General features: G+C 67.6%; 7 protein-coding genes. 1 reads left to right on the top strand and 6 read right to left on the bottom strand.

The annotated features are described in order from the left end of the window. Positions 1-153: 153 nt before the first annotated feature. From ACFC0D_RS05875 to ngcE, 5 genes are all read right to left on the bottom strand, one after another. Complete coding sequence (locus ACFC0D_RS05875) at positions 154-1,254, bottom strand: substrate-binding domain-containing protein (RefSeq protein ID WP_376431441.1); 1,101 nt, start codon at positions 1,252-1,254, stop codon at positions 154-156. Positions 1,255-1,376: 122 nt separating this feature from the next. Continuing rightward, the gene (locus ACFC0D_RS05870) at positions 1,377-2,600 is read right to left on the bottom strand and encodes an ROK family protein (protein ID WP_376431439.1); all 1,224 of its coding nucleotides are present in this window, start codon (positions 2,598-2,600) and stop codon (positions 1,377-1,379) included. A 275-nt stretch (positions 2,601-2,875) separates the two neighbouring features. After that, positions 2,876-3,799, bottom strand: coding sequence for a carbohydrate ABC transporter permease (locus tag ACFC0D_RS05865; protein WP_376431437.1), 924 nt, complete (start codon positions 3,797-3,799; stop codon positions 2,876-2,878). An 11-nt stretch (positions 3,800-3,810) separates the two neighbouring features. Beyond that, positions 3,811-4,734 (bottom strand): carbohydrate ABC transporter permease, encoded by a 924-nt coding sequence (locus tag ACFC0D_RS05860; RefSeq protein ID WP_376431435.1) that lies wholly within the window; start codon positions 4,732-4,734, stop codon positions 3,811-3,813. A gap of 42 nt (positions 4,735-4,776) precedes the next feature. Further along, positions 4,777-6,222 (bottom strand): N-acetylglucosamine/diacetylchitobiose ABC transporter substrate-binding protein, encoded by a 1,446-nt coding sequence (gene ngcE, locus ACFC0D_RS05855; protein WP_376431433.1) that lies wholly within the window; start codon positions 6,220-6,222, stop codon positions 4,777-4,779. A gap of 380 nt (positions 6,223-6,602) precedes the next feature. Between ngcE and ACFC0D_RS05850 the strand changes: the two genes are divergently transcribed. Then, positions 6,603-10,421 (top strand): GH92 family glycosyl hydrolase, encoded by a 3,819-nt coding sequence (locus tag ACFC0D_RS05850; protein WP_376431431.1) that lies wholly within the window; start codon positions 6,603-6,605, stop codon positions 10,419-10,421. 69 nt (positions 10,422-10,490) lie between these two features. On the opposite strand, the gene acnA is transcribed toward ACFC0D_RS05850, so the two are convergent. Then, on the bottom strand, positions 10,491-13,208 hold the full coding sequence (acnA, locus tag ACFC0D_RS05845) for an aconitate hydratase AcnA (RefSeq protein WP_376431429.1): 2,718 nt from the start codon (positions 13,206-13,208) through the stop codon (positions 10,491-10,493). Positions 13,209-13,250: the final 42 nt, after the last annotated feature.

Genomic DNA, 13,250 nt, shown 5'->3' with positions numbered 1-13,250 from the left:
GATGGTGGTGCGAAGAGCACAGAGGGGCTGTGAGAGGAGTCCGGCGCCCCGCCCCCGCTTGCGGGGCGTTGAACGGGGCGGGGTGCGCCGGACCGGACCGGGGGCCGCTTCGAAGGAGGTCAGTGGGTCGAAGGGCCGTACCGGCAGCGGGTGTTACTTGATGCCCGCCGCCTCGCAGGCCGCCTTGTACTCGGCGGTGCAGATGTCGGCGGCCTTGTAGACGCCGTCCTTGATGATCGTTCCGGCGATGTCGCCCTTGGTGACCACCTGCGCGTCGTACAGCTTCGCCGGGATGTCCTTGAACTCACCGGTCAGGCTGGTGACCTTGGTGGGAACCAGGTCGTCGATCTTCTCGCCCTTGAGCAGGCGGACCGCGATCTCGGCGGTGGTCTCGGCCTCCGGCTTGATCTGCTTGTAGATCGTGAAGGACTGGTCGCCCTTCAGGATGCGCTGCAGACCGGCGAGCTCGGCGTCCTGGCCGCCGACCGGGACCTTGATGCCCTGCTTGGCGAGGGCGGTGATGATGCCGCCGGCCATGCCGTCGTTGGCCGAGTAGACGCCCTGGAAGCCGTCCTTGCCCAGCGAGTCGATGGCGGCACCCATCTTCTTGTTGGCCTCGTCCGGGGACCAGTCCGGGATGTCCTGCTCGTAGACGACCTTCTTGACGGCGCTGTCGAGGACGCTGTGGGCGCCCTTCTTGAACAGCGGGGCGTTCGGGTCGGTCGGCGAGCCGTTGATCATGACAACGTTGGCGTCCTTGGCCTTGTCGCCGAGCGCCTTCACGAGGCCCTCGCCCTGCAGGCGGCCGATCTTCTCGTTGTCGTAGCTCACGTAGGCGGAGATCGGGCCCTCGGCCAGACGGTCGTACGCGACGACCTTGACGCCCTTCTTCTCGGCCTGCTGGACCCAGGACTTGGTGGCCTTGTAGTCGACCGAGTCCAGGATGATGACCTTCACGCCCTGCGTGACGAGCGCGTCGAACTGCTTCTTCTGCGTCTCGGTGTCCTGCGCGGCGTTGTTGTACTTGACCTCGCAGTCCGAGCAGAGAGCCTTGATCTTGTCCTCGATGATCGGACGGTCGAAGGTCTCGTAACGCGTGGTCTTGTTCTCCGGCAGCAGCAGACCGATGGTCTTGCTGTCACCGCCGTTCCCGTTACCCGAGTCGCTGTCGCCCGCCTTGCCACAGGCGGCGACGGAGAGGGCCATCGAAACGGCGGCCGTGCCTATGACGACGCGACGCGTCAATGCGTTCATGTGGGGTTGCCTCCCTGACGAGGCCGCGACATTGCGGCCGAGGTGGCTGGAAGTCAACTCGGCCGCAACCCCGACGTCAAGGAGTAAATCCTTAACGAGATGACAACGGTGCCATCCGTTATCTAAGTGAAGGCAGGAGTGGAGGCCGGAGCGGCGGCGGGAGCGGCACCGGGAAGGGCACCCTCCAACAGGGTCGAATCACCCATTTCGCTCAGCGCGAGGGCCAGTGCGCCCAGCACCTCGGCCCGTCCGCCGAGAGCCCCCGGGGCCAGCGACAGCTGGCGCGCGGCGCTGGGGATGGCATAGCGCGAGACGGAGTCGCGGATCGGGGCGAGCACCAGCTCACCGGCCTCCGCGAGGTCGCCCCCGAGGACCACCCGGCTGGGGTTCAGCAGGTTGCAGAGGTTGGCGACACCGCTGCCGATGTGGCGGCCCACGTCGGCCACCACACGCCGGCACCCCGGGTCGCCCTCGCGCGCCAGCTGGACGACCCGTTCCATCGTCAGATCGGACCCGTGGCCGGGCTGGAGCAGCGGCAGGACGTACCGGGCGGCGGTGAAGGTCTCCAGGCAGCCGCGGTTGCCGCAGCGGCAGACAGGGCCCGATTCGTCGATCGTGATGTGCCCGATCTCGCCCGCGGTGCCTCCGGGGCCTCGGTAGACCCGTCCGTCGATGACGAGGCCCGCTCCGACGCCGCTGGCGACCTTGATGTAGGCCAGGTCCTTGACCCCTCGCCCACTGCCCCAGACGAGCTCGCCGAGCGCGCCGAGATTGGCGTCGTTGTCGACGTACACGGGCACGCCGAGCCGGCCGGAGAGCTCGTCGGCCGGGTTGATCCCGCTCCAGCCCGGCAGGATCGAGGTGGAGCCGAGCGTGCCGGAGGAGACGTCGATCGGACCCGGTACGCCGAGGCCGACGCCGACGACCTTGTCGCGGCCGATGCCGGTGGCCTGGATCAGCCGTGTGACCAGCCGTTCCGCCCGGTCGAAGCCCTCCGCGGAGGAGGCGTCGACATCGAGCGGCTCGGACTCCTCGGCGAGGACCTGGTGGGCGAGGTTGCCGACGGCGACCCGCAGGTGCGTATGGCCGAAGTCGACGCCGATGACGATGCCCGCGTCGCCGGAGAGCGAGACGCTGCGGGCCCGGCGCCCGCCCGCGGAGGTGGGGGTGACCTCGACGGTCCCGCCGTCCTTCAGCTCCCGCACGATGTTGGAGACCGTGGCGGCGGACAGCCCGGTCGCCCGGGCGATCTCCGCCTGGGTGAGCGAGCCGGCCATGCGTACCGCACGGACGACCCGTTCGAGATTGGCCCTGTGCAGAGATGTCTGCGACCCCGGAGTCTCCATCGACTCATCCACTCCCGCCTGCGATGGACGGCGCGTGCACCGTCCCCGGCCGGGGCCACGCCAATGGGACCCCGGCTACTTCTCCAACTTGTGAACTCTAAGATGAGCCTTTCGGCCTGTCCCCCGTCAAGACCTGAGCGCGAGCGGGCTCGAATGAGCCCGGCCGCCACGGCGTTCCCGGCCTGACACCGCGGCTACCCCCGGACACCCGGCCCGACACGGCCGAGGCCCCGGCGGGATGTCCCGCCGGGGCCTCGCTCGTGGGTGTGGGTGGGCTACTTCAGCGCCCCGGCGGTGAGGCCGGACTGCACCTGTCGCTGGAAGATCGTGTACACGACGAGCACGGGCAGCATGGCGATCATCATGCCGGCCATGAGGGCGCCCCAGTCGTTCTCGTACCCCTGCTGCAGCGCGATCATCGCGAGCCCCTGCGTCAGGACGTACTTGTCCTCCTGCTGATTGAGCACCATCGGCAACAGATACTGGTTCCACTGGCCCAGGAAGTTGAAGATGCCGATGCTGATCAGGCCGGGCTTGGCCATCGGCACCATCACCTGGAAGAACGTCCGGGTGTGCGAGGCGCCGTCGATCATCGCCGCCTCCGCCACCGAGGTCGGCAGCGTGCGGAAGAACGCCGTCATGAAGAAGACGGTGAACGGCAGCGAGTAGGCGATGTAGACCAGGATCAGGCCGTGGTACGTCGCGAGGAGCGAGCTTCCCGGGAAGTCCCGCAGCACGAAGAAGAGCGGGATGACCAGCATGAAGACCGGGAACGACATGCCCGCCACGAACAGGTAGTAGATGAACCTGTTGCCCGGGAAGGTGAAGCGGGCCAGGACGTACGCAGCCATCGAGCCGAGCACCATGGTGCCGATGACGGAGCCGCCGACCACGATGACGGTGTTGATGAAGTACTGGCCCATGTTCGCGTCGTTCCACGCGTTGGACCAGTTCTCCCAGTGCAGGACCGTCGGCAGGCCCCACGGGTCGGTGAGGATGCCGTTGCTGTCCTTGAAGGCGCTCCACAGCACCCAGAGCAGCGGGACGCCCACCATGAGGCCCCAGACGATCAGGATGCCGTGGGAGAAGACGTTGAGGATGCCGCCCTCGGAGGTGCGGCCGGTCGTCGGGCCGAGCTTCTTGGTGACGGTGGCGGGCGTCGTCTCCGGCGCCACCTTCTCGATCTCTTCGGTCGTCATCCGCCGTACCCCTAGTACTCGATCCGCTCACGGCGCGCGAAGCGCATCGTGAGCACTGCGAAGGTCATCGTGACAATGAGCATCGCGATGCCCATGGCGGAGGCGTAGCCGAACTGGCTGTCGCGGAAGGCCGTCAGATAGAGCCTCAGCGGCATGACGTCCGTGGCGCCGTCCGGGCCGCCCATGTTCACCGACATGATCTGGACCAGGGCGAATGCGTCGAGCGCGATGATGCCCATGTACACCCAGCCGGTCTGGACCGTGTCCCACAGCAGCGGCAGGGTGATCTTGAAGAAGGTGTGGAAGCGGTTGGCCCCGTCGAGCAGGGCCGCTTCGTAGATGTCCCGGGGGACGGAGGCCATCGCCGCGGAGAAGAGCACCACGAAGAAGCCGACGTGGCCCCAGACCATGACCGCGCTGATGCACCACAGCGCGAGGCTCTTCTCGCCCAGCCAGGAGTTCTGCAGGCTGTCCAGGCCCACCGCGCCCAGCAGCGAGTTGAGCATGCCGTCCTGCGGGTCCGGGTTGTAGATGTTGAACCAGATGACGGCGACGATCGTGATCGAGATGACCTGCGGGAAGAAGAAGACGAACTTGTACATCTTCGAGCCCGCCACACCGGTGACGACCTCGTTCCTCCTGCGCCGGCCGCCGACATTCAGCATGAAGGCGAAGAAGAGGCCCAGACCGAGCGTGACGACCGGGACCAGCACCAGCATGTAGATGTTGTGGCGCAGTGCGTTCCAGAAGTCGTCGCTGTCCCAGAGCTTCTGGAAGTTGTCCAGGCCGACGAACTCGGCCGTTCCCACGAGCCCGGACCAGTCGGTCATCGAGATCTGGAACGCCTGGACAAACGGCGAGATCACGAAGAGCGCGTAAATGATCAGAGGCAGGGCCAGGAAGCCCACGATGAATCGGTATTTGCCGTGTTGCATGGTGCTCCCCGGCCCTTCCCCTCTTTGTACTGGATCAGCAGGTCAGGCGGTGCGCTTGAACTTGGCGACGGAGCTGTCCTTGGCCACCTTGTCGCATTCCTCCTGGGTCCTCTTGATCCAGTCGGCCGCCTTCAGCTCGCCGGCGAGCAGCTGACCCGTCAGACCACCGATCTTCTCGTCCGTCAGCGCCGGGTACCACTCCTGCAGCTGAAGGCTGATCAGGTTGGTGCCGGCCTCCTTGAAGACCTTGCTGGCGGAGGCGAGGCCGGGCGAGAGCGTCATGCCCTCGGTGGCGTCCATGACACAGGTCAGGGACTTCACCTTGGTGGCGAAGTTCTGCGCGTGCTTCTTCGAGAGCATGATGCGCAGCAGCTCCATACCGCCGGCCGGGTTCTTGCCCTTGGCCGAGACCAGGTACGGCTCGCTCGGCTCGGCGCGCAGGGTGCCGTGCGGCATCTTGTCGCCGGTGCCGTCGAAGAGGGCGCCGACCGCCATGCCGAAGTCGGCGGGGGTGGTCGGGGCGGCCTCGTTCTCGACCCAGGAGCCGTTCGGGATGAAGACGGCCTTGCCCTTGTTCCAGGCGGTCTGCGACTGGATGTGGGTCAGGCCCTGGCTGCCTTCGAGGAAGTACTTCTTGGCCGCCAGCTCCTCGTAGTGCTCGACGACCTCCTTGACCGCGTCGTTGCCGGTCCAGGCGTTGGGCTCGAGGTTGTCGATCGCGATCCACTTCTCCATGCCGCCGATCTTGGCGATCTGCGCGAAGAGGTTGAAGTGGACGTAGTACGGGAACTTGCCGGCGTACGTCCAGGGGGCGATGCCGGCCTTCTTGATCTCGCCGCAGAGCGTGACCATCTCGTCGAGGGTCTTGGGGTACGCCCAGCCCTTGGACTCGAGCAGCTTCTGCGAGTACCAGGTGCCGTAGATCGTGAAGGCGTAGTACAGCACGTCGAACTTGTCGCCGTGCTTGCCCTTCTCGATGGTGCTCGGGTGGATCGTGTCCCGGATCTTCTTGGCCGGGTCGTCCATGGAGGCGGCGTCGAGGAGCTGGCCCAGGTCCTGGAGCTGCCCCTGGGTGGAGAGCTTGTTCATGTCCAGGTGGTCGGCGCCGGAGTTGTCGATGACGTCCGGCGGGTTGCCGCCCGCGAAGCGCGGCGTCAGCTTGGGGCCGACCTGCTGGGTGCCCGTGTGCTTGACCTCGGCGCCGTACGTGGCCTTGTAGTCGGCCTCCGCGTCCTTGGCGTACTGGTCGCCCAGGCCGCCCTTGAAGATGAACGCTTCGAGCGGGGCGCCGTTCTTGACGCCGAGCGGGTTCTTCGCGGTCTTCGCGCCGCCGGCGGCCTTCGGCCCCTGGTCGCCGCCGCCACCACCGGTGGCACAGGCGGACAGGAAGCTCATCGTCGGCACCGAGATCAGACCGAGAGCGGCGGAGCGCTTGATCAGATCGCGGCGGCCGGGGCCTTCGTGGTTGTGCGCGGAGGTGGATCCCATGCTCAAGTCCTCGCCTTCATTCAGGACTCAGGCGGTGTACCGGTCGCCCGTTATCTGCTCGCCAAGGCGAAGGGCCCCGCCACCGCATTCGAATGCAGCTTGGGTCGTACAGGCGTCGTGCCGCCGTGTGAGTGGTACGACGGGCTGGACGCCGACAGGTATAGTCCACTTCCCTTCGAGTGAGCAAGATCGAAAGCAGGTTTGAGCGGCAGTCTTTCCCGAGTTGAGACCTCGGGGATATCCCCGCTGTATCTGTACCGTTTCATCCCTCGACTTGTCGTCAACACCCTTGACACCATCGGCCACTTGGCCCCCTACTGGATTTGCTTCATTCGGATGACAACGTTGTCTAGATCCAGTGGCAGGAGCGGCGACACGGCATGGAGCCCAGAATTCGCACCCGATCAGGGTCCAGAAACCACCCCCTCGCAGCCGCCGCCCTGGTGGCCGCGTCGGCATTGGTACTGGGCTCGGTGCCCTCGGTGGCACAGGCACTTCCCGGCCAAACGGACACAAGCGCACAGGAATTCACCACCTCGTTCGAAGCCGACGAAACTCAACCCACCTGGCGCAACACGGTGGAGGTCGGCGCGGACGGCACCAAACGGACATCAGGGGTCGACGGCGGCTTCGCGAGCGGCATACCGGGCAATGTCACCGACAGGGTGACGGAGCTGCGGGCCAGCGGCGAGAACGCGGGCGCGGGCGAGACCAAGGAGAACCTGGTCGACCTTCAGTCCGGCACGAAATGGCTGGTTTTCGAGCCGACCGCCTGGATCGAGTTCGACCTCGCCGAGCCGGTCAAGGTGGTGACCTACGCGCTGACTTCGGCGAACGACGCCGCCGAGCGCGACCCCCGCGACTGGACGCTCCAGGGCTCGGCGGACGGCAAGGAGTGGAAGGTCCTCGACACCCGGGAGGGCCAGACCTTCGCCAAGCGCTTCGAGACGAGGACGTACGACTTCGCGAACGACACGGCGTACGCGCACTACCGCCTGGAGGTCACGAAGAACGGCGGCGCGGGACTCACCCAGCTGGCGGACGTTCAGTTCTCGAACGGGGACACCTCGGCCCCCGTCCCCGAGGAGATGCGCAGCCAGGTCGACCGCGGTCCCGGCGGCTCCCCCACCGCCAAGGCCAACGCCGGCTTCACCGGCAAGCGGGCGCTGCGCTACGCCGGCACGCACAAGGCCGACGGCCGGGCGTACTCGTACAACAGGATCTTCGACGTGGACACCCGGATCGCCCGGGACACCGAGCTGTCGTACCGGGTCTTCCCGTCCCTGCCGGAGACGGACCTCAACTACCCCGCCACGAACGTGTCGGTGGACCTGGCCTTCACCGACGGCACCTATCTGAGTGATCTGCGGGCCGTCGACTCCCACGGCGGGCTCCTGACCCCGCAGGGCCAGGGCGCCGCCAAGCGGCTCTACGTCAACCAGTGGAACCAGGTGAGCTCGCGGATCGGCGCGGTCGCGGCCGGTAAGACCGTCGACCGGATCCTGGTCGCGTACGACTCCCCCAAGGGGCCGGCGAAGTTCCAGGGCTGGATCGACGACATCGCTCTGAAGGCGAAGGCTCCCGAGAAGCGTCTCGACCGGCTCTCGGACTACGCCTCCACGACCCGCGGCACGAACTCCAGCGGTGCGTTCTCGCGCGGCAACACCTTCCCCGCGACCGCCGTCCCGCATGGCTTCAACTTCTGGACGCCGGTGACCAACGCGGCCTCCAAGAGCTGGCTGTACGAGTACGCGCGCGCCAACAACGCGGACAATCTGCCCGCCGTGCAGGCGTTCGCCGTCAGCCATGAGCCGAGTCCCTGGATGGGCGACCGGCAGACCTTCCAGGTGATGCCCTCGGCGGCGGCCGGCACTCCGGCGACGGACCGGGTCGGGCGGGCGCTGGCCTTCCGTCACGAGAAGGAGACGGCGAAGCCTCATCTGTACGGCGTCACCTTCGAGAACGGTCTGAAGGCGGAGATCACCCCCACGGATCACGCGGCGATGATGCGCTTCACCTATCCGGGTGAGGACGCGAGCGTCGTCTTCGACAACGTCACCGAGGAGGGCGGGCTGACCCTCGACCCGGCGACGAGCTCGTTCACCGGCTTCTCCGACGTCAAGAGCGGTCTTTCGACCGGCGCCACCCGGATGTTCGTGTACGGCGTCTTCGACGCGCCGGTCACCGGCTCCGCGGCGCAGGGCGTGAAGGGCCACCTCCGCTTCGACGCGGGCGCCGACCGCACGGTCACCCTCCGGATCGCGACCTCGCTGATATCCGTGGACCAGGCGAAGGCCAACCTCGCCGGCGAGATCCGCGAGGGCACCCGCTTCGAGCAGGTCAGGGAGCGGGCGCAGGACGCCTGGGACCGGATCCTGGAGCGGGTGGAGGTCGAGGGCGCGACCCACGACCAGCTGGTGACGCTCTACTCCAGCCTCTACCGGCTCTACCTCTACCCCAACTCCGGTTTCGAGAAGGTCGGCGGGAAGAACCAGTACGCCAGCCCCTTCTCCCCCATGACGGGCCCGGACACCCCGACCCGTACCGGGGCGAAGATCGTCGACGGGGAGGTGTACGTCAACAACGGCTTCTGGGACACCTACCGCACGACGTGGCCCGCGTACTCCTTCCTCACCCCGAACAAGGCCGGTGAGCTGGTCGACGGCTTCGTGCAGCAGTACAAGGACGGCGGCTGGATCTCCCGCTGGTCCTCCCCCGGCTACGCCGACCTGATGACCGGCACCTCCTCGGACGTGGCGTTCGCCGACGCGTTCGTCAAGGGCGTGGACTTCGACGCCGAGGCGGCGTACGAGGCGGCGCTGAAGAACGCGACGGTCGTGCCGCCGAGCCGGGGCGTGGGCCGCAAGGGCATGGAGACCTCTCCCTTCCTCGGCTATGCGTCGACGGAGACCCACGAGGGCCTGTCCTGGTCGCTGGAGGGCTACCTCAACGACTACGGCATCGCGAAGATGGCGCAGGCGCTGCACAAGAAGACCGGCAAGAAGCGGTACCAGGAGGAGGCGACGTACTTCCTCTCGCGCGCCCAGAGCTACGTCTCCCTCTTCGACTCCAAGGCCGGCTTCTTCCAGGGGCGCGACCTGAAGGGCGGCTGGCGGGTGCCTTCCGCGCAGTACGACCCGCGGATCTGGGGGTACGACTACACCGAGACCAACGGCTGGGGCTACGCCTTCACGGCCCCGCAGGACTCGCGTGGCCTCGCCCAGCTGTACGGCGGCCGCAAGGGTCTCGGGCAGAAGCTGGACACGTACTTCTCCACTCCGGAGACCGCGAGCCCCGAGTTCGTCGGCTCCTACGGCAGCGTCATCCATGAGATGACCGAGGCCCGGGACGTCCGGATGGGCATGTACGGGCACTCCAACCAGGTGGCCCACCACGTCCCGTACATGTACAACGCGGCCGGGCAGCCCTGGAAGACGCAGGAGAAGGTACGCGAGGTGCTGTCCCGGCTGTACACCGGCAGCGAGATCGGGCAGGGCTACCACGGTGACGAGGACAACGGCGAGCAGTCCGCCTGGTACCTCTTCTCCGCGCTCGGCTTCTATCCGCTGGTGATGGGCAGCGGGGAGTACGCGATCGGCTCGCCGCTGTTCAGCAAGGTGACGGTCCGCATGGACAACGGGCGCACGCTGGTCGTCGAGGCGCCGCGCAACAGTGCGACGAACGTCTACGTCCAGGGCGTGAAGGTCGACGGCCGGCAGTGGAACTCCACCGCGCTGCCGCACGAGCTGCTCGCCAAGGGCGGCACGCTGAAGTTCGAGATGGGGCCGAAGCCCTCGGCGTGGGGCACGGGCGCGAACGCGGGCCCGGTCTCCGTCACCCCGGCGGGCAAGGCTCCCTCGCCCCGTACGGACGCGATCACCGGCGTCGGGCCGCTCTTCGACAACACCTCGGCCACGGAAGGCGCCGTCGCCAGCGTGGATCTGCCGGTGGCGAAGCCGGTCCGGGCCGTCCAGTACACGCTGACCTCGTCCGCACGGGACAAGGCGCCGGCCGGCTGGGTCCTCCAGGGCTCGACCGACGGCACCACGTGGAAGGACCTGGACCGGCGCGCGGGCGAGTCGTTCGCCTGGGACCGGCAGACCCGGGTCTTCTCGGTCGCCGCACCCGGCTCGTACGCGAAGTACCGGCTGGTGGCCGCCGCACCGGGCACGCTCGCGGAGGTCGAGCTGCTCGGTTAGCGAGGCGTGGACGCGAGAGGGCCGCACTCCCCGTGAGGGGGGTGCGGCCCTTCGCTGCTACCGGATCCTTCAGCCGCGGATCAGGTTGCGCAGCACGTACTGCATGATGCCGCCGTTGCGGTAGTAGTCCGCCTCACCGGGGGTGTCGATGCGGACGACCGCGTCGAACTCGACACCGGTGTCGGTGGTGACCTTGACGGTGCTCGGGGTGGTGCCCTCGTTCAGCTCGGTGATGCCCGCGATGGAGAAGGTCTCCTCGCCGGTCAGGCCGAGCGAGTCGGCCGACTGGCCGGCCGGGAACTGGAGCGGGAGGACGCCCATGCCGATGAGGTTCGAGCGGTGGATGCGCTCGTACGACTCGGTGATGACGGCCTTGACGCCGAGGAGCGCGGTGCCCTTGGCGGCCCAGTCGCGGGACGAGCCGGAGCCGTACTCCTTGCCGCCCAGGATGACCAGCGGGGTGCCGGCGGCCTGGTAGTTCTGCGAGGCGTCGTAGATGAAGGAGACCGGGGCACCCTCGACGGTGAAGTCGCGGGTGAAGCCGCCCTCGGTGCCCGGCGCGATCTGGTTGCGCAGGCGGATGTTGGCGAAGGTGCCGCGGATCATGACCTCGTGGTTACCACGGCGCGAGCCGTAGGAGTTGAAGTCACGACGCTCCACACCGTGCTCGGTGAGGTACTTGCCGGCCGGGGTGTCGGCCTTGATGGCACCGGCCGGGGAGATGTGGTCGGTGGTGACCGAGTCGCCCAGCTTTGCCAGGACGCGGGCGCCGGCGATGTCGGTGACCGGCGTGGTCTCCATCGTCATGCCCTCGAAGTACGGGGGCTTGCGGACGTAGGTGGACTCGGCGTCCCACTCGAAGGTGTTGCCGGTCGGGATGGACAGCGCCTGCCACTGGGCGTCGCCCGCGAAGACGTCCTGGTAGGACTTGTTGAACATGTCCTCGCCGATGGCGTTGGCGACGACGTCGTTCACCTCGGCCTCGGAGGGCCAGATGTCCGCCAGGTAGACCGGCTTGCCCTCGGTGTCGGTACCGAGCGCGTCCTTGGTGATGTCCACCTTCATGGAACCCGCGAGGGCGTACGCGACGACCAGCGGCGGGGAGGCCAGGTAGTTCATCTTGACGTCGGGGTTGATGCGGCCCTCGAAGTTCCGGTTGCCCGAGAGGACCGAGGTCACGGCCAGGTCGTGGTCGTTGACGGCCTTGGAGACCTCCTCCGGCAGCGGGCCGGAGTTGCCGATGCAGGTCGTGCAGCCGTAGCCGACGAGGTTGAAGCCGACCTTGTCGAGGTACGGGGTCAGGCCCGCCTTGTCGAAGTAGTCGGTGACGACCTTCGAGCCCGGGGCGAGGGTGGTCTTGACCCACGGCTTGCGGGTCAGGCCCTTCTCCACGGCCTTCTTCGCGACGAGCGCGGCGGCGACCATGACGTACGGGTTCGAGGTGTTGGTGCAGGAGGTGATCGCGGCGACGGTGACGGCGCCGTGGTCGATCTCGTACGTCGAGCCGTCGGGGGCGGTCACGGTGACCGGCTTCGACGGGGCGCCGTTGGGGTGGTTCGCCGGGGAGTCGGAGGCCGGGAAGGACTCCTTGCCCGCCTCGTCGACCTCGTCCACGTAGTTGCGCACGTCCAGCGCGAACTGCTGGGCCGCGTTGGCCAGGACGATGCGGTCCTGCGGGCGCTTCGGGCCGGCGATGGAGGGGACGACCGTGGAGAGGTCGAGCTCCAGCTTCTCGGAGAAGTCGGGCTCGGCGGAGGGGTCCAGCCAGAGGCCCTGCTCCTTGGCGTACGCCTCGACGAGCGCGACCTGCTGCGCGGAGCGGCCGGTGAGCTTGAGGTAGTTCAGCGTCTCGCCGTCGATCGGGAAGACCGCGGCGGTGGAGCCGAACTCGGGCGACATGTTGCCGATGGTGGCGCGGTTCGCGAGGGAGGTGGCGGCGACGCCCTCACCGTAGAACTCGACGAACTTGCCGACGACGCCGTGCTTGCGCAGCATCTCGGTGATCGTGAGGACCAGGTCGGTGGCGGTGGTGCCGGTCGGCAGCTCGCCGGTCAGCTTGAAGCCGACGACGCGCGGGATCAGCATGGAGACCGGCTGGCCGAGCATGGCGGCCTCGGCCTCGATGCCGCCGACGCCCCAGCCCAGCACGCCGAGGCCGTTGACCATCGTGGTGTGCGAGTCGGTGCCGACGAGGGTGTCCGGGTAGGCCTGGCCGTTGCGGACCATGACCGTACGGGCCAGGTGCTCGATGTTCACCTGGTGGACGATGCCGGTGCCGGGCGGGACGACCTTGAAGTCGTCGAAGGCGGTCTGGCCCCAGCGCAGGAACTGGTAGCGCTCCTTGTTGCGGCCGTACTCCAGCTCGACGTTCTGCGCGAAGGCGTCGTTGGTGCCGAACTTGTCGGCGATGACGGAGTGGTCGATGACCATCTCGGCCGGGGAGAGCGGGTTGATCTTCGCCGGGTCACCGCCGAGCGCGGCGACGGCCTCACGCATGGTGGCGAGGTCGACGACGCAGGGCACACCGGTGAAGTCCTGCATGATCACGCGGGCCGGCGTGAACTGGATCTCCTGGCTCGGCTGGGCCTGCGAGTCCCAGTCGCCCAGGGCCCGGATGTGGTCGGCGGTGATGTTCGCGCCGTCCTCGGTGCGGAGGAGGTTCTCCAGAAGCACCTTCAGGCTGTAGGGAAGGCGCGCGGAGCCCTCGACCTTGTCCAGCTTGAAGATCTCGTACGACTCGTCGCCCACGCGCAGCGTGCTGCGGGCGTCGAAGCTGTTCGCCGACACGACAGTCTCCTTCATCAATGTGCGCGTATTACCGCCATGCTG

The organism is Streptomyces sp. NPDC056222, from assembly GCF_042264065.1.
Taxonomy (GTDB): Bacteria; Actinomycetota; Actinomycetes; order Streptomycetales; family Streptomycetaceae; genus Streptomyces.
Note: the sequence above shows the minus strand (reverse complement) of the source record. Positions and strands in the feature narration are given on the sequence as shown.

What these genes read in the sequence shown, in the direction of transcription:
- ACFC0D_RS05875 (WP_376431441.1), bottom strand. Translation starts at nt 1,254, where the DNA reads ATGAACGCATTGACGCGTCGCGTCGTCATAGGCACGGCCGCCGTTTCG.
- ACFC0D_RS05870 (WP_376431439.1), bottom strand. Translation starts at nt 2,600, where the DNA reads ATGGAGACTCCGGGGTCGCAGACATCTCTGCACAGGGCCAATCTCGAA.
- ACFC0D_RS05865 (WP_376431437.1), bottom strand. Translation starts at nt 3,799, where the DNA reads ATGACGACCGAAGAGATCGAGAAGGTGGCGCCGGAGACGACGCCCGCC.
- ACFC0D_RS05860 (WP_376431435.1), bottom strand. Translation starts at nt 4,734, where the DNA reads ATGCAACACGGCAAATACCGATTCATCGTGGGCTTCCTGGCCCTGCCT.
- ngcE (WP_376431433.1), bottom strand. Translation starts at nt 6,222, where the DNA reads ATGGGATCCACCTCCGCGCACAACCACGAAGGCCCCGGCCGCCGCGAT.
- ACFC0D_RS05850 (WP_376431431.1), top strand. Translation starts at nt 6,603, where the DNA reads ATGGAGCCCAGAATTCGCACCCGATCAGGGTCCAGAAACCACCCCCTC.